14 protein-coding genes and 2 pseudogenes are annotated in these 16,676 nt (G+C 72.6%); 7 read left to right on the top strand and 9 right to left on the bottom strand.

Annotated features, from left to right (window positions below; all coding sequences use genetic code 11):
* Nucleotides 1-325: 325 nt before the first annotated feature.
* From AB8735_RS37180 to mobF, 6 genes are all read right to left on the bottom strand, one after another.
* Entirely contained in the window at nucleotides 326-670 is a 345-nt protein-coding gene (locus AB8735_RS37180; protein ID WP_372412245.1) for a hypothetical protein, read from the bottom strand.
* Nucleotides 667-1,020: a hypothetical protein gene (locus AB8735_RS37175; protein WP_372412244.1), complete on the bottom strand. Its 354-nt coding sequence runs from the start codon at nucleotides 1,018-1,020 to the stop codon at nucleotides 667-669. Before AB8735_RS37175 ends, AB8735_RS37180 begins: the two co-directional genes overlap by 4 nt.
* A 640-nt stretch (nucleotides 1,021-1,660) precedes the next feature.
* Nucleotides 1,661-2,236 carry a hypothetical protein gene (locus AB8735_RS37170; protein ID WP_372412243.1) on the bottom strand — a complete coding sequence of 192 codons (576 nt, stop codon included), beginning with the start codon at nucleotides 2,234-2,236 and terminating at the stop codon, nucleotides 1,661-1,663.
* A 277-nt stretch (nucleotides 2,237-2,513) separates the two neighbouring features.
* Nucleotides 2,514-3,668, bottom strand: coding sequence for a DUF1173 family protein (locus tag AB8735_RS37165; protein ID WP_372412242.1), 1,155 nt, complete (start codon nucleotides 3,666-3,668; stop codon nucleotides 2,514-2,516).
* A 136-nt stretch (nucleotides 3,669-3,804) separates the two neighbouring features.
* Nucleotides 3,805-6,804 (bottom strand): ATP-dependent RecD-like DNA helicase, encoded by a 3,000-nt coding sequence (locus tag AB8735_RS37160; protein WP_372412241.1) that lies wholly within the window; start codon nucleotides 6,802-6,804, stop codon nucleotides 3,805-3,807.
* Nucleotides 6,805-6,815: 11 nt separating this feature from the next.
* A complete protein-coding gene (gene mobF, locus AB8735_RS37155) occupies nucleotides 6,816-8,306 on the bottom strand; it encodes a MobF family relaxase (RefSeq protein WP_372412469.1) in 1,491 nt (496 codons plus the stop codon).
* A gap of 435 nt (nucleotides 8,307-8,741) precedes the next feature.
* Here mobF and AB8735_RS37150 point away from each other — a divergent pair, with 435 nt between their 5' ends.
* The 4 genes and pseudogenes from AB8735_RS37150 to AB8735_RS37135 all read left to right on the top strand — a co-directional run.
* Entirely contained in the window at nucleotides 8,742-9,110 is a 369-nt protein-coding gene (locus tag AB8735_RS37150) for a helix-turn-helix domain-containing protein (protein WP_372412240.1), read from the top strand.
* 146 nt (nucleotides 9,111-9,256) lie between these two features.
* On the top strand, nucleotides 9,257-10,657 hold the full coding sequence (locus AB8735_RS37145) for a DDE-type integrase/transposase/recombinase (RefSeq protein ID WP_372412239.1): 1,401 nt from the start codon (nucleotides 9,257-9,259) through the stop codon (nucleotides 10,655-10,657).
* A gap of 4 nt (nucleotides 10,658-10,661) precedes the next feature.
* Nucleotides 10,662-10,889, top strand: a complete 228-nt coding sequence (locus AB8735_RS37140; protein WP_372412238.1) for a hypothetical protein — start codon at nucleotides 10,662-10,664, stop codon at nucleotides 10,887-10,889.
* Between the two features lie 187 nt (nucleotides 10,890-11,076).
* Nucleotides 11,077-11,787: pseudogene (locus tag AB8735_RS37135) on the top strand (IS110 family transposase); the annotation flags it as partial.
* Nucleotides 11,788-11,816: 29 nt separating this feature from the next.
* Here the strand turns inward: AB8735_RS37135 and AB8735_RS37130 are convergent.
* The gene (locus AB8735_RS37130; protein WP_372404936.1) at nucleotides 11,817-12,737 is read right to left on the bottom strand and encodes an IS3 family transposase; all 921 of its coding nucleotides are present in this window, start codon (nucleotides 12,735-12,737) and stop codon (nucleotides 11,817-11,819) included.
* Entirely contained in the window at nucleotides 12,734-13,042 is a 309-nt protein-coding gene (locus AB8735_RS37125) for a transposase (RefSeq protein ID WP_372404934.1), read from the bottom strand. The genes AB8735_RS37130 and AB8735_RS37125 overlap by 4 nt, the downstream gene beginning before the upstream one ends.
* Before the next feature lie 68 nt (nucleotides 13,043-13,110).
* On the opposite strand from AB8735_RS37125, the pseudogene AB8735_RS37120 reads away from it, so the two are divergent.
* From AB8735_RS37120 to AB8735_RS37110, 3 genes and pseudogenes are all read left to right on the top strand, one after another.
* Nucleotides 13,111-13,608 (top strand): annotated as a pseudogene (locus tag AB8735_RS37120) (transposase); the annotation flags it as partial.
* 48 nt (nucleotides 13,609-13,656) lie between these two features.
* Nucleotides 13,657-14,466, top strand: a complete 810-nt coding sequence (locus tag AB8735_RS37115; protein WP_372411975.1) for an ExeA family protein — start codon at nucleotides 13,657-13,659, stop codon at nucleotides 14,464-14,466.
* A gap of 673 nt (nucleotides 14,467-15,139) precedes the next feature.
* A complete protein-coding gene (locus AB8735_RS37110) occupies nucleotides 15,140-15,910 on the top strand; it encodes a hypothetical protein (RefSeq protein WP_372412237.1) in 771 nt (256 codons plus the stop codon).
* Between the two features lie 307 nt (nucleotides 15,911-16,217).
* Here the strand turns inward: AB8735_RS37110 and AB8735_RS37105 are convergent, their stop codons facing one another.
* A complete protein-coding gene (locus AB8735_RS37105; protein WP_372412236.1) occupies nucleotides 16,218-16,541 on the bottom strand; it encodes a hypothetical protein in 324 nt (107 codons plus the stop codon).
* Nucleotides 16,542-16,676: the final 135 nt, after the last annotated feature.

The raw sequence follows: 16,676 nt of genomic DNA, 5'->3' as shown, positions 1-16,676 counted from the left end.
GCGGTGGACGGCCTCCCGGGGGCCGTGGCGGGGGCGGAGCACCGCACAGCGGCCGGTGCGAAACCCGGTGCAGGGCTGCGGCATCGATCCGCAGACGCCGGGCCGCGGAACCGCCTACGATCCCCAGGACCGGCAGCCTCCCGTCCTTGCAAACACCGGCGCGCTGGCAGACCGGCTCTTCACGGTGGAACCGGGATCCGTCTGCCCTGCACGGTCAGTCGGGCATGACGGTGGGACAGGAAGAGCGGTGAAGACTCGACACCTCCACCACACCGGGGGTCTCCGCCATGGTCAAGATCCACGACTGACAGCATGATCAATACAGCTAGAGCGTGTTGGTGATGTGGTCGTCCCGGACTGCACGGGACCGGACGGTGAAGCAGTCGGCCGTGATGATCAGCGGCATGAACAGGATCACCGCCGCCAGGCCCACGAACGCGACCAGACGAGCCGCTGCCCCCAGCAGGCCGAGCAGAACGGTTGCCGGCAGCCACCCCCCGGCCAGCCACCACAGGGCGATGTGCAGGAGCCCGTTCCCGACAGCGAAGGCGGCGCCGCACACCAGCGTGGCCATGACCGCCAGGGCAAGGTGGGGAAGGCCACGGCGGACGAGCGGACCGACGGCGCGCAGCAGCAAGGAGATGACGGTGCCCAGCGTCGTCCGGGTCACCGCGCCGCTCCGGGCGTCGTGTGCCCGGTGGCCGGATCGCCGGGGGTGTGCTCGCGCCAGGTGCCGGGCCCTGTGGTGAGGACGGCCAGCGATTGGCCTGCTCCGTCGTCTAGTCGGAGCCAGCGGCACAGGGCATCCTGCGGGCCGCGGGTGACCTCCGGTGTCCCGGCAGGCGTGAGGCCGGTGCCGCGGCGGGCGGTACTGGTCTCCCCCACCCGGGCCCCGGTCCCGGTCCGGCCGGCCGGCTCCTCTGCCCCGGCCGCCCGCGCCGGGGCGGGCGCGTCGTCTCCCCGCCCGGCCGGCCGGAGGCGCACGTCGCCGGGGAGGAGGATGCACTGTTGTTCGCTCATGGAGAGGGGACCTTCTGCTCGGCGGGGAGGGCGCCGCACGGCCCATGGACGGCGGCTGGCAGCAGCCTGCCCACGACGGTGACGCCCACCGACCTGCCCACCCGGCCGGTTCCGTCACACGGGAACGGGAAGGGAACCATCCACAGAAGCGTCCCGCGGGGCGCGGCCGGCGATACCGCACATGAGGTCGGCTCGGCATCATGAGCCCATGGGCGAGACCGAGTTGACCGAGGCCGAAGTGAACGACCTGCTCAACGGCGACGATCGCGACGCCAGGTGGGAGGACGACGAGTCGTACGAGTGGGTCCGTTGAAGCGCCGGCTCTCCGGGCGGGGGCCGTCGCACTCCCCGCCCGGATGCGGTCGACCCGGTCTGCCGGGCTGCCACGGGGTCTGCCAGCCGTGGACGGAGAAGCGCTCGCCCTTGAGGTAGCGGGCGATGCCAAGGACGTCGTACGGCAGAACCCTGCCCGATCAGCCGCGGGCGTGCTGCTCCAGCGTCCCGGCCGTCTGCTCCAGGGGTCTGCACCTGTACGTCCCGCCACAACTTCGTGCCGGTGGCCATGTGCAGACGAAGCCCGGAGAGGCGTGTTCGCGTCGTCGGGGCAGGGTGATGGCCCGTTCACGGTCGCGGCGCGCCTTCAGTATCCCCGCCCGGAATGCCGACGACGGGGCCTCTGCGATGCGCGGCGGGAACGCCGGACAGGGGCCGTGTCGCCTTCGGTGGGGGCGGAGGAGAAGCCGCCCGCGATGCCCGGCCGGGCGGGTGCCGACGCCTGCGTAGCGGGCGTCGTGGGTGGTTTGGTGGTGTGGCGCGGTCGTGCGGCGCGGGCCAGGACGGTGGCGTTCGGGATGAGCGGGGCGCAGGTCTCGCAGACTTCTTCGACGCTCCACACCCGCCGCACGATGGGGTCGTGGCGCAGGATCATGACCGCTGCGCCCGCGCAGGATGTCTTGGTGTCGGGGTGGGCACCGCACCGCTGGGAGCCGCAGTGGCAGTAGGCGTGGGGGTGGAGGGTGGCCGCCTTCGCGTGGGCTGTGGCGTGGGCGGCGGCGAAGGTGCGCAGCGCGGTGAGGTCCTCGGAGCGGGGTGGCATCCGGCACGCGGTGGTGCTGCAGGTGACCGAGGCGGTGCGGCCGCCGTGGCCGGTGATGCGGACCGTCCAGGCCCGTCCGGGGATGCGCTGTGTGGAGGGTTCGCTGTATGCGGTGGTCACGGCCGTCCGTTTCTGGTTGTCCGGTTGTTCGGTGATGTTGCTTCACTATGCGCTGCTGGAGGGGTGGTTGGACAAGAGGTTCCAGCCCCGGGCGGTCCGGGTTGCAGGTGGTGGGCCGGCCGTCCGGTCCGGTGTCCCCCCGGGGAAGGCGGCGGGCCCCGTCCGGGTGATCGAGGCCGTCTGTTGGGGCCGGCGACCGGGGGGCTGCTGCGGCCTGGTGGCGAGGCCTTGTCCGTGGCCCCGGGGCTATCCGCGGTGGCCGGGGCGGCCGGGGTCTTCACGGGTGAGCGTGGGCAGGGGGTGGGCGATGTCCCACTCGATGAGGTGCGCCCGTTGGCGTTGGTAGAACTCCCGTTTCACGGCCTTGCGCCGGTCGTAGCGTTCGCGTCCGTGGATGCCGTAGACCTCGACGTACGTGGCGGGGTCGGTGTCGGTGAGGACGAAGTCGGGCAGCACCGCGTCGGAATGTCGTAGCGGACGGGTTTGACGAACGCGCGGTGGCAGGAGACGAGGGCGTTGGCCATGACCACTTCGTGCGAGGAGTCGGCGGGGATGTAGGTGGCGGTGGTGAACATCGCGGCGAGGAGGTGTCCTCTGGGCTGCGTTCGACGACGAACAGGGCGACGCGCGTGGCGCCGTGTTCGGTGGCGGTCCGGGCGAAGGCGCGGGGGTAGGAGCGGGCGGCCCGCTCGTGCAGGGCGGTACGGGCGTAGAGCGCGGTGCGCTGATGGGCGAGCCGGTAGGCGAAGCCCCAGGGGGTGGGGTGGACGTCTTTGACCTGGCCGAGGAGCAGGGCGCGGTGTTCGGTGTCGCCGTGGCGCCCGAGCCGGGCGCGCAGGGCTTCCAGTGCGGCATTGTTGGCGGCGGCGGTGGCCCGGGTGAAGGGCGGCACGATGTGGAGGACCTCGTGGAGGGGGTGGCCGTTGACGGTGGTCTCGCGGGTCTGCTGGTGCAGTTGGGCGTGGCATGTGTGCCAGGTGCGGCGCCGGATGTGTGGGTGCCAGGTGTTGAGGTGGGCTTCCTCCCACAGCCAGTGCAGCAGTCCGAGGAGGCCCACCAAGCGGTGCGAGGCTCCTTCGTGGTGGGGCTCGTCCGGTGCGGCATCGTACGGCCGGGGTCCGGTGAGGGTGCGGGTGAGCGGGGTTCCCAGGCGGATGGACACGCCGTCGTCGGTCTCGTGGATGGCGTGGGTGCTGTAGCGGTCGCGGCCGGACAGGCCGGGCGGGAGTTTGTGGAAGGGGCAGGTGGTGGCGTGCTGGGTGCCTTCGCCGGGCCAGCCCGCCACGTGGTAGCGGTCGGCGCGGGTGCAGCGGATGACCAGCCGCGGGGCGGGATGCCGGCACAGGCACCAGGCGTGTCCGGCCTCGGCCTTGGCGCGGGCGAACAGCGGGGCTGCCTGCCCGGGATGCTCGCGCAGCCATGCCAGTGGCACGCTGCGATCCGCCAGTTGGATGCGGCTGTGCCGGGTGTGGGTTCCATACTCACTCGCGTTCGTTGCGGGCTCGGAGGGAGTTCGCGCGCGGTGGGCCGGTCTTCGGGTGCGAGCGAAGGGGTGCTGGCCGGGGGGTTCAGCGGGTTGGGGGGCGGGAGCCGGGCCGGTTCACGGCGGGTGCGGGCGGTGGGTGCAGGGGTGCGGCGGGTGGCAGGAGGGCGGCGCGTTCGGCGGAGGCGCGGGCCCGTATCTCCTCCAGGCGGCGGGTGACGCGGGCGTGGGTGTAGAGGTCGATGGCGTCGGTGAGGTGGTCCCATTCCTCGCCCTCGAGGCCTGGGGGGCGGGGGCCGAGCAGGTCGGGGCCGGCGCGGTGGTGGCGCCGGTAGTCGCCGATGGCGGTGAGGAGCCTGGTGTAGGTGCGCTGTTCGTCCTCGTCGTCTTCTGAAGGGGCGGTGATGTCCTCCATCCAGGGTTCGGGCAGGGGGTTGCCAGCGAGGACGGCGGCCAGGGCGCGCCGCGCGAGACGCGCATCCATCGCCGCGTGGGCGAGGGGGTCGCGCAGGGCGGGGTGGTCGGGCAGGGGTGCGGTGGGCGGGGGTGTGTCGAGGTGGCTGAGGGCTGCCTGGATGAGGACCGAGGCGGGGGCGTCGGGCGGTGGGAGAGGCAGGGGGCGTCGGTGTCCGGTCAGGGCGCGGATGCGGGCGTCCAGGTCGTCCCAGGCCGCGGCATCGTGGGGGTCGGCGGGGCGCGGACCGAGCCCGGGAACTGCGGTGATGGCGTGGCGGGTGCGCCACAGTTCGACCAGGGCGGCGGTGGTGGCCCAGGTGTGGCGGCGGCGGGGGGCGCTGGTGGGCGGCGGGGGGCCGAGCGGGCGGGCCCATGCGGGCGGAGTAGTGGCCAGGGTGTGGCCGCGGTCGGCAAGGGAGCGGGCCAGGATGCGGTGGCGCTCGGCGAGGTGGATGGCCCAGTGCCCGGGGGTGTCGGGGTGCGTGAGGGCGTGCCGGTCGGCGACCCAGTCGGGTATCGGGCCGCGGTGGTCGGGGCGGTGGGGCGGGTGGTCGGGCAGGCGGGTGCGCCGTCGCAGTTCGGCGTGGATCTTGCCGGTGACGGCATCCGCGCGGGCCAGCGCCGCGCGGGCCGAACGGTGTCGCTGGTGGGCGGCAGTGCGCCGGGTCGCAAGGGTGCGGCGGAGTGGGGCCGGTGGGATGGTGCCGGGGGGCGTGGTGTGGGTGGCCCGTTCGCATTGGAAGTCCTCGCGCGCGTGGTCGCGCCAGGGCAGGGCGCGGCGCAGCCGGGACTCGCGGGTGAGGGCGGCGATCACGTGCCGGGCCGTGTCCGACAGGGGGGTGTTGTTCGTCCGGGCGTGGCGGATCTGGGTACGTACCAGGGCGAGTTGGGTGGCGAGTTGGGTGCGGGTGAGGTCGCCCAGGGGGCGTTGGTCCCAGGCGGGGTGGGGGTGGCCAGTGCGGGTGGTGACCGGGGCGGGGAGGTGGGTGAGGGCGGCGTCGGCGGCCTTCAGGGCCTCGCGGGCGGTGGTGCGGTGGGAGGCAGCGAGGCGGGCCAGGGTGTGCAGGTGGGCCAGGGTGAGTGCGGCCAGGGGACGGGGGCGGGTGTCCTGTTGGGCTTCTGTGGCGTCCTTCAGGCGTGCGCGCAGCCGCCAGGTCAGCACCGCCGAGGGGTCGTCCGCGTCGGCGAATTGGCGCTCCGGCACGGTGTGGGCCAGCAGGCGGGGCAGATCGTGCCCGGCGCGTTCGGCGTCGTGGAGCGCGCGGATCAGGGCCGGGTAGGCGTCGGCGGCCAGGAACATCGCAGCCCGTTCCAGGCCCAGGAGGCGCTCGAGCAGGCCGGTCAGGCGGGCGGTGGTGGCCCGCTCGGTGACATCGGCGAACTCGGCCGACAACTGCCCCGGAGCGCTGATGTCCTGCTGGAGTGCGGCGATCGACTCGGTCGCCGACAGCTGGGCACGCCGCTGCGCCGCGATGGAGGCGAGGACGTCGTCGAGGTGGTCGCCGTCCTCGATGGCGACGTAGAGGCGGTTGGTGCGCGCCCCGCGGGTCAGCTGGACGTAGGCGCCTTCGCGGGTCGAGCGGGCGGAGGCCAGGGCGTGCGAGGTGTCCACCGTCATGCCCTGGGCGCGGTGGATGGTGGAGGCGTAGCCGAGTTCGCACTGTGCGGCCAGGTAGGCGGCGGGCAGGCGGATGCGGCCGCGGTGCCGGGTGTGGCGGACTACCGTGTCGCCGCCGGGCAGGATCTGCTGGACGGTCCAGGTGTCGCCGTTCTTCACAAAGTCCTTGCCGCCGCGCACGGTCATGCGGCGGCGGTTGAGGCGGGTGACGATGACATCGCCCGGGTGCGCGCGCTGCCCGGCACGCAGGACGGTGGTCCGGCGGGTGTCGACGGTGCCGGCCGCGATGTGCCAGGCCTGGGCACGCAGGTTGAGCGCGGTCACACTCGCCGTGTCGGCGGCCGTCATCACCGACGTCAGCCCCCTTTGCAGGTCTTTGGCCCACGCGGCGAACACCAGGTCGCACATCGCCTCGTGGTCCCCGGCGACGATCCGGCCCTTGTCCCGGTACCAGGCGAACGCCGCCCGGTGGTCATCGCCGTCCCGGAGAGTCAGGGAGGCGTCGGCCTCCCCCGCCGTGCGGAACCGGTGCAGCCGGCCGAGCTCGATCGCGCCGCCCGCCCGTGCGATGAGCCGCAAGGCTCCCCCGGCCTCCACCGCCGCGAGCTGGTGCGGGTCACCCAGCAGCCGCACCACCGCACCGGCCCTGGCCGCGTCGGCGAGGACCCGGTCGAGCAGGAGGGTGCCGGCCATGCCCGCCTCGTCGACGAGGACGACATCCCCAGGCCGGAGGCGGAAGTCCTTGCCCACCTGTTCGCCCCGTGCGGCCCGGGCGCGCTGGTGCAGCCAGGAGTGCAGGGTGTGGACGCTGCGGCCGAGGTCGCCGGCGAGGACTTTCGCCGCGCGGGAGGACGGCGCGAGAGGGATCAGCCGCCCGCCGGCCGCGTCCACGGCACGGGCCACCAGCCGCATCGCCGTCGTCTTACCCGAGCCGGCCGGGCCCAGTCCGGCCAGCAGCAGCTTGTCGGAGAGCACGAACGAGGAGGCCAGCGCGCGCTGTCCGGCGTCCAACGGGCCGCGGTTCAGGGCCGCGACGCGGGCGAAGGTGCCCCGCCCGACCGGGGGGGGATCACGCCGGTACGGGCGGCGGCCAGGAGCCGGTCCTCGGCCGCGAGCAGGGAGCGGGTGGTGTAGGTCTGCGAGCCGATGGGCCGGTAGACGCAGGTGCCGTCCGGCCGTACCAGGTCGGGATGTTGGGGTTTGATCCCGGGCGGGGTGATGTCCACGCAGTCCGTGTGGGCGAGGACCCGGTCGGTGATCTCCTCGGCCGCCGCGGCGGCATCGAACACGGCGGGAGGAGGCCGGGCTTGGGCGGCAGCCTGGGCGGTGGCGAGGAGGGTGTCGACGGTGGTGCGGTCGGTGGCGGCGACCGCCCGGCGCCGCCAGTCGGCGAGCAGGTCGTCCAGACAGCGGGCCCGGCGTTTGGGCGGACGGGTCCTGATGGTCGCCTGCCGGCGCAGCCGGATCAGGGCCGGCTGCGCCGGCTGGCGTCCGTGGTGGCGCCGGTAGTCGTCGAACAGGGTGTCCGCCATGGTGCGCACGGCGTGGGAGCGCTGCGCGAACGCGGCGCGCAGCCGCGGGTCGATGCCGGCGATGCGCATCACGGGCCGCCGGCCGGGGGTGACCTCCACCTCCTCGGTGGCAAGGCCCAGGCGGGAACAGACGAGTTCGAGGGAGCGCTGGTTGAACAGTTCGCTGGCGACCACGACATCGCGCAGCAGGAGCCTCGAGTCCAGGTTGCGCCAGCGCCCGTCCGGTCCCTTCACGCGCGGGGAGACGACCACGTGCTCGTGCAGCATCGGATCGCCCGCGCGGGATTCGTAGTGGAGGTAGACGGTGGCCAGCACACCGGGCTCGGCCCGCTGCTGGGCCACGCCGCCCCTTCCGGTGCGGACCGCGAGCGCGTGGTCCTCGATCCAGGCCAGGGTCTCCGAGCGGGCCTGGGCCAGGACCTCGAGCACGACCCGCCGCACCCCGGGGCCGCCGAGCGCGAACAGCAGCGACAACTCCTCGGAAGAGAAGGTGAGGTCGTAGCCGGTCCGGGCGCGGCGTTGCGGCCCGGTCCGGGCGGCCAGGAACCGGCCGAGCTCCGCGCCGTCGGCCGGGGCCCGGTGATACTCGGCCTCGAACGCGTGCGCCGCGGTCCTCATCCGCAGGTTCTTCGTCTCGGCCTTCGTCAGCGGGCGGCACACCCGCCCACGGGCCTCCTCCAGGACCTGCTCGATCTCCCGGTCGAGCGGGGAGAGTTCGGCCAGCCGCGGCAGCGCCGGCCCGAGCCTGGCCGCCTTCATCGCCTGCTTCAGCGAGGCCCCTCCGCCCAGTTCGCGGGCCGCCATCACCTCGGCGTCGGGATGCAGGCCGAGCCCGAACAGCGCCCGCATCTGCGCGTCGCTCACGATCCCGGACAACCCCAAAGCCGCGGCGGCCTGCCCGTGCCACACACCGGGCGGCACCCCCGGCACACGGGAGGACACCATCAGCTCAGCGCCCCGGGCACCGTCACCGAGGGCGATGTCGCGCCGGTAATAGCGCTCCTGCCCCGCCGTGATGCCTGTTGAGCGACATTCACCGTGCCCATGTCGCGGGCGGGGTTCCGGCGTTGATCATGCCGACGGATTCGGTGGCATGCCGGTGGGGTGGGGCTGTTCGTTGGCGGCGGCACCTTGCCGATGAGGGCATGCGAAAGGCCCTCCCGGTGATCTCTTGGCGGAGCGTCCGGAAGGGCCGTGCAGCGCGCGGAGGCGCTTGTGCTCACGGTAGGGGCGGACGCGGCCGAGGTCGAGTCCCGGCTGACGGCTGGTGACATGGAGTGTCCGGTTTGCGGGGGTGTGCTGGCCCCGTGGGGATGGGCACGGGAACGCGTGTTGCGAAGCGGATCGGGGGTGGTCCGGTGCCGTCCTCGGCGGGCCCGGTGCGGGGGTTGCGGTCGTTCGCATGTGCTCCTTCCGGTGTTCGCTCTGGTCAGGCGGGTGGACCTCGCGGAGGTAATCGGTGCTGCCCTGGTGGAGAAGGCGTCCGGGCACGGGGCCAGGACGATCGCGGCCCGGCTGGGGCGGCCGGTGGACACGGTCCGGGGCTGGCTGCGGAGGTTCGCCCTGCGGGCTGAGCACATTCGCGCGTACTTCACGGTGCTCCTGGTGGACGCGGGGGTGGATCCGGTGCCGCCGGCGGCTGCGGCGGGGGCGTTCGCGGACGCGGTCTCGGCGGTCGCCGGGGCCTGGTCGGCGGGGGCGTTCGCGGACGCGGTCTCGGCGGTCGCCGGGGCCTGGTCGGCGGCCGCGTCGCGGTGGCCGTTGGTCGGCGAGGTGTCGCCGTAGCATCTGGCCGCGGCGGTTTCGCACGGCCAGCTCCTGGCTCCGCGCTGGCCGTGAAGATGATCAACACGAACTGCCTCTGACGTGAGGGGTTTTGCTTCTGACAGCCTCGGCGACTCCAAGATCACCGAGGTTGCAGAGAAGGTGACGTGTCCAAGCACGACGACGAACACGCGGCCCGGCTGGAACGGGCCCGGCAGATCGGCCTGTTCCGCTACATGCTGATCAGAGAGGCCGCCGATCCGTCCCTGACCGGCCGCCAGCGCGGGGCCCTGGTCCGCAAACTGGCCGCCGGGGAACACACCGACCCCGACGGGCGACGGGTGAGGATCAGCCGCTGGACGCTGGACCGGTGGATCCTCGAGTGGCGCCAGGGCGGCTTCGACGCGCTGGTGCCCTCGCCCCGCCAGGCCCAGCCCCGGACACCACCGGAGGTGTTCGAGCTGGCCAGCGCGTTGAAGAAGGAGAACCCGGAGCGGACGGCCGCGCAGGTGCGGCGGATCCTCAAGGCCCAGATCGGCTGGGCCCCGGACGAGCGCACGCTCCAGCGGATGTTCCACCGCACCGGCCTGGTCTCGCTGCGGGCACCGAAGCAGTCCGCGGTCTTCGGCCGATTCGAAGCCAGCCGGCCCAACGAGCTCTGGACCGGTGACGCCCTGCACGGGCCACGGATCGACGGCAGGAAGACCTTCCTGTTCGCCTTCATCGACGACCACTCCCGCGCGGTGGTCGGCCACCGCTGGGGCTTCGCCGAGGACACCGTCCGCCTCGCAGCCGCCCTGCGGCCCGCGCTCGCGGCCAGGGGCGTCCCCGAGTACATCTACGTCGACAACGGCTCGGCCTTCGTCGACTCCTGGCTGCTGCGGGCCTGCGCGAAACTGGGCATCAAGCTGGTGCATTCCGCCCCCGGACGCCCCGAAGGCAGGGGAAAAATCGAACGGTTCTTCCGGACCGTGAACGGTGAGTTCACCGTCGAGATCGCCTCGGCCGAGGGCGAGGTCGGACGGGAGATCAAGGACCTCGCGGAGATGAACCGCCTGTTCACCGCCTGGGTCGAACAGGTCTACCACCGCCGCGAGCACTCCGAGACCCAGGCGGCCCCGCTTGCGCGGTGGATGGCAGCAGCCCCGTTCCCCGTCCCGGCGCCCACCGCCCTGGCGGAGGCTTTCCGCTGGTCCGAACACCGCACGGTCGCCAAGACCGGCACCGTCTCCCTGCACGGCAACCGCTACCAGGTCGACCCGACACTGGTCGGCCGCAAGGTCGAGCTCGTCTTCGACCCGTTCGACCTGACCTTCCTTCAGGTCTGCGTCGACGGCGCCGAGGCCGGCACCGCACTGCCGTTCCAGATCAGCCGCAACAGCCACCCCAAGGCCAGGCCGGAGATCCCCGCCGAGCCGCCGAAGCCGACCACCGGCATCGACTATCTCGGCCTGATCGACCGCGCGCACGCCACCGACCTGTCCAACAAGGTCAACTACGCGGCCCTGCACCCCGACCCGCCGACGCCCGTCCAGCCCGCCGAAGCCGTCGACCTGACGGAAGGCTGAGCCGGTGCCCCCGACGCCGGGCCGGGAGGACCTCGCGGTCTTCCTGGCCGAGTTGCACGGCTTCTTCGAAGCCTGCGACGAAACCGTTGACGCGGCCCTGGCCCGCCACTTCGGCGAGGACACCGCCATCAACTGGATCATCGCCGGCATCGAGATGTCCATCGAGGCCTTGACCGGCCGCCCGTTCATCCCTGCTCTACCTTCCTGCGTGGGTTGCCCCAGCCATTCGTAGGGTTGCGGCACCCAGGGGAGCTGGGTGTGGCTTTCATGCCTGTGCCGTTCGTGGCTCCGGAGGCTTGGCCGCCCGGCTCCCCACGACGACTCGGCCGCCGATTGGGAAGTGCGCGAAGGTCGCTGTGCAGAGCAATGCCGGCGAGGTCGTCCGTGGTACGCGAACAGGCACGACCTCTGGGGGCACGATGAACAGCCGGATCTGGGCCGGGATCGACTGCGGCAAGACGCACCACCACTGCGTGGTCGTCGATACCGAGAGCAGGACGCTGCTGTCGCGGCGGGTTGCCAATGAAGAGGAGGAACTCCTCCAGCTGCTGGGCGACGTGCTCGCCATCGCCGACGACAACACAGCAACCTGGGCCGTCGACATGACCGGAGGAGAACCAGGACTGCTGATCGCGCTGCTGGCCAACCACGGCCAGGAACTCCTCTACGTTCCCGGCCGCGTCGTCAACCGTGCCTCCGACGCCTACCGCGGCGAAGGAAAGACCGACGCGCGTGACGCCCGCGTGATCGCTGACCAAGCCCGGATGCGCCGCGACCTCCAGCCGGTCCGCACCGGTGACGAGGCGACCATCGAGCTGAAGCTGCTGACCGGCCACCGCATCGACCTGGTCGCCGAGCGCACCCGCACGGTCAACCGCCTCCGCTCCATCCTGACCAGCATGTTCCCTGCCCTGGAACGCGCCTTGGACCTCACCAATATGGGGCCGCTGATCCTGCTGGCGGGCTACCAGACTCCGGCCGCGCTGCGGCGGATGGGCCGCAGCCGGCTGGCCACCTGGTTGCGTAACCGCAGGGTGCGGGGCGCCGAGTCCCTCGCCGAGGCCGCGTTCGAAGCAGCCGAGCGGCAGCACACAGCCGTCATCGGGGAGAAGGCCATCGCCACGATGGTGAGGTTCCCCCGCTGCGTGAGAGTTGCTGATCAGCAGGTCGGGACGGGTTGATGGGTGTTCAGGTTCGCTGGTTCGGCCGTCGCCTGGTCGGTGTAGTGCTTCTCCTCGAACTCGATCGGGCTGAGGTAGCCGAGCCGTTCTTGGATGCGGCGGGGGTTATAGAAACCGTCGATGTACTCGAAGAGCGCGAGGTTCGCCTCGGCACGTGTGGCGAAGGTGCGGCCGCGCAGGCCCTCGGTCTTGATCAGCATCCACAGATTTTCCGCGAGGGCGTTATCGTACGAGTCCCCCACGGACCCCATGGACGCCTCAATTCCCGCCCGCACCAACCGGGTCGTGAGCTTGATGGACGTGTATTGACAGCCGTGATCGGCGTGGTGAATGAGCTTGCCCGGCTCGACCTCGCGGGACGAGAGGGCGTACTCGAGGGTGGTCAGCACCAGGTCCGCATCGGCGCGGGCGGAGGTCTCCCAGGCGACCACCCGGCGGGAGAACGCGTCGCGGATCGCCGAGAGCCACAGCGGCCCCTCGCCGGTCGGAACCATTGTGAGGTCGGTGACCCACAGCCGGTTCGGCGCGGGTGCGGTGAAGTCCCGGTTGACCAGGTCCGGGGCCAAGGTGGCCTTCGGGTCCCGGCGCGTGAAGCCGCTCTTGCGGCGTGGGCTCACGCCCGCAAGACCGTCCTCGCGCATCAGCCGTTCGACCCGCTTGCGGCCCACGCGGACGCCCTCCCGTTTGAGGACGGCGTGCACCCGCGGCGAGCCGTAGATCCCGCCGGAGTCGGCGTGGATCGTGCGGATCTGCTCGGTCAGCTCGACGTCCCGGCGGCGCCGTTCGCACGGCTCCTTCTCCGCGCGGCGCCAGCGGTAGTAAGTGGCGGAAGGGATGTGGAGCTCCCGGAGTACGCACTCGACCCCCAGGCGGGGATGCTCGTCAACGAGCGCCGTCACCTGGGCCGGGTCGGGTCGAGTTGCGCCGCGAAAAACGCCGAGGCCGTCCGCAGCACGTCGTTGGCCCGCTTGAGCTGGGCGTTCTCCTTGCGCAGGGCCGTGAGCTCGGCCCGCTCGTCGGTGGTGAGCCGGTCGTCGCGCTCGCCGGCATCGGCCTCGGCCTGGCGGATCCAGCCGCGCAGGGCCTCCGGATGCACGCCGAGGTCGACGGCCAGTTTCTTGATCTGCGGCCTCGGGTCGGAGGTGCGGTACATCCGCACCGCACGCTCACGCAACTCCAGCGGATATCTTCTCGGGGCAGCCATGGTCGAAGGTCCTCTCATGAGTCCCATCTGACCCTCTGTCAACTGACTCCGCATCTCGGGGGAAGCTCATGGTGTGCACCCTGGCCAAGGAGGTGACCGCCCTCAACGAGAAGGTCGCCGGGATCGACAAGCTCATCGAGGGCCGGTTTCGCGAACACCGGCTTGCCGAGGTGATCTCCAGCATGCCCGGCATCGGCCCCCTGCTCGGGGCAGAGTTCCTTGCCGCCACCGGCGGCGACCTGAGCGCCTTCCCCACCCCGGACAGCCTCGCGGCCTTCGCCGGCCTGGCCCCGACGCCACACGACTCCGGGAAGACCAGTGGGAACCTTCGCAGACCACAGAGGTATCACCGGCGCCTGCAGCGCGTCTTCTACACCTCCGCGCTCTTCAGCATCCGAAGCGACCCCAACTCCCGGCAGTTCTACGACCGGAAGAAGGCCGAAGGGAAGCGGCACATCCAGGCCGTGCTCGCCCTGGCACGCCGACGCGTCAATGTCATCTGGGCCCTGGTCCGTGATGGACGGTGCTACCAAGTCACACCTCCCACGACAGCAGCCGCGGCTTGACATCAAGCATTGGGAAGCCTCCACCAGCGAACTCCCCGGAGCCACCACGTGATCGAGAAACTGCAAGCCCACTACGGGTTCGAGCGGATGCCGTTCGGCCGGAACCTCTCGCCGGGCATGCTCCACCGGCACCAGGCCCACAACGAGGCCGTCGCCCGGATCTCCTGGTGCATCTCCGAACGCTCGATCGGGGTGGTCACCGGCGAGGTCGGCGCCGGCAAGACCGTCTCCGTCCGCACCTGCCTCGACGCCCTCGACCCGTCGAAATACACCGTCATCTACCTGCCCAACCCGATGATCGGCGTCCGCGGCATCTACGAGGAGATCGTCAACGCCTTCGGGCAGACGCCCTCCCACCTGGGCTCCCGCCTGGCCGTCCAGACCAGCAAGGCCCTGATGAGCGAACGCGAGGAACGCGGACGCACCCCCGTCCTCGTCCTGGACGAGGCCCACCTGCTGACCTACGAACAGCTCGAAGCCGTCCGGATGATGACCAACCAGGGCATGGACCAGGACTCCCCGCTGTCCTGCCTGCTGGTCGGACAGCCCACCCTGCGGCGCACGATGAAGCTCGCCGTCCTGGCCGCCCTCGAACAGCGGACCGCCCTTCGTTACACCATGCCGGGCATGGCCTCCGCCGAGACCACCAGCTACATCGCCCACCACCTCAAGCTCGTCGGCCGACCCGACCAGCTGTTCACCGAGGACGCCCTCTCGCTGATCCACACGACCTCGCGCGGCTATCCGAGGGCGGTCAACAACCTCGCCCTCCAGTCCCTCGTCGCCGCCTTCGCCACCGGCAAGAACCTCGTCGACGACGCCTCCGCCCGCGCGGCCGTCAGCGAGGTGGTCGACTGACCAACCGGCACCTCGCCGACGAAAGCGACACCTTGCCGATGAACGCCCCGCTTGGCACCCCGCCAGCGGGGCGTCGTCGTCACCAAACATCGGCACCGTGAATGCCCGACTCATCGGCATTTTGAGCGCCGGGCAACAGATACCTGTCGCTGTCATCCCCACACCGCCACAAGACCACCACGCACCCGGCCGGCACCCGTGCCGGCCGGCACGGGGCACCGAACCTCCCAAGGCCCGGAAGACAACCTCCCCACGCGTCCCGCCCGAAGGGAAAACCGCCCCCGAGCACGCCCGCGCGTCAAAAGTGCCAGAGGTGTACCACCGACCACCCGCCACCGGACGACGACCACCCGCACCCCCGCCGCACCCACACCACACCACCGACCCGCCACCTGTGTGACAGACACACCCCCGGGCCCGGCACCAGAACCCCTCCCGTCCACCAGGAGCCCGCCTCCCCTCCCTCCCCCCCCCCAGGACTCCCCCACTCCCCCGCTCCCCCGCCCGCCCGGTCCGAAGTGCCGTCCCGTGAGCAGGACCGGGCCCGGCGACCGGCGTGCTACCGCCCGGGACACAGGCGGCTCGCGCCCGGTGACGCGCGCGCCGGGCGGCGCAGACTTGCGCGGCGTGGCCTGCGACGGGCGGGCCCTCGACAGCCGGAAGGGCGGCTGCGGTGGCGACCAAGGGCAAGGGGAAGACCGGCGAGATGCTGGCGCGGCGGCGGGCGGCGCTGGAGCGTGCCGCGCTGCGGATGGCCGAGGAGCGGCGGGCGGCGGAGGAGGCGGAGGCCGAGCGGCGGCGCCGGGAGGCGGAGTTCGACCAGCTGGTGGCCGACTTCGAGCTGGCGGTCGAGGACGCGGCGGTGGTGGCCGCGGAGGTGCGGCAGGTGCGCGAGCGCGGTCAGGCGCGGGTTGACGAGGCGCAGTTGGCGGTGGCACGGGTGGTGCTGGCGATGGGCCAGGCGGGAGAGACGGTGGCCGGGTGCGGGCGGCGGCTGGGCGTGGGGGTGGAGCGGGTCAAGGAGCTGCGGCGGCTGGGCCGTGGGGCGGCCGGGCAGGAGCCGACTCCGGCGCCGGGGAAGAGGGAGGGGGGCGTCCCGGGACGGCCGAAAGGGGCGCAGGAGGGGGCGGCCGGGGGCGGGGAGCGGCAGGCCAGGGAGCAGCGGGAGAGGGAGCAGCGGGAGAGGGAGCAGGACGGGGAGCAGCGGGACGGGGCGCGCGCGGCGGGGCCGACGAGTACCGGGCCGAGGGACAGGGACAGGGGCGGGGGTGCGGGGGCTGGGCCGGTGGCCGCGCCCCCGGTGGCTGGTCCGGCTGTTCCTGTGCCTGGGGGCGCGCGGGTTGTTCCTCTCCCGCCCGTTCCCCCCGGGGCGTTGCCGGGTGGGCGTCCCGGGGCGCCGGGGGTTGGTGGGGAGCGGGCGGGGTGGCCTCCGCCGTCGCGGTGAGGTGCGGGGCGGTCGCGCGCCGGTGGGTGCGTGTACCGGCGGCCCGGGGCGGGTGCCGGGGTGCTGTTCGGCCCGGGGCCGGCCGGGGTGGCCGGGGCGGGCATGGGCCGGCCCCGGCTACCGCGGGGCGGTGACCGGGGCCGGAGCCGGGGCCGGGGTGGGGGCCGGAGCCGGGGGGTGGGGAGGAATGAGGGGGGGGGGGTCAGGCCGGGGGGTGGGCCCGGGGGGCGGGGGGCCGTGGGGGCGCGGCCGACTGTGGGGCGGGGGCCTGCTGCGGCTGCTGGGCAGGGTAAGCGGGGTGCTGTTGTCAGGCCGCGGGGGCGGGCTGCTGCGGGGCGGCGGGCGGTTGTTGTGGGGTGTGGCCGGTGGGGTGGGTGGGGGTGGTGTCTTTGAGGTAGACGGTGACGGGGGCCTGGTCGGCGACGAAGATGCGCTCGTGGACGCCGGGCGGGGTGAGGATCCACACGATGGTGTCGTCACGGCGCTGGGAGCGGCGGATCAGCGGCGGGGGGAGGGTGACCTCTTCGGTGATGCCGGTGTTGGGGTCGGTCTCGAGGACCGTGATGTGGTCGACGGTACTGAAGAGGCCCGTGTACTGGGCGAGTTCGTTGATGGTGGTCTCCTGCTTCACGGCGCTCCCCCCCCTTCCTGTGGTGGTGGCCTGGCCCCCTGGGTGGGTTCGTCGGGACAGTAGGCGGCCCGGGGGGCGTGCGGGGGCGGGGGTGGTGTGCGGGTGCCGGGGGGCGGAATGTGGGTGGGGGTGGCG

Origin of the sequence: Streptomyces luteireticuli (genome assembly GCF_041519305.1) — a bacterium.
GTDB lineage: Bacteria > Actinomycetota > Actinomycetes > Streptomycetales > Streptomycetaceae > Streptomyces > Streptomyces luteireticuli.
This window is presented reverse-complemented; position numbering and strand designations above follow the sequence as displayed.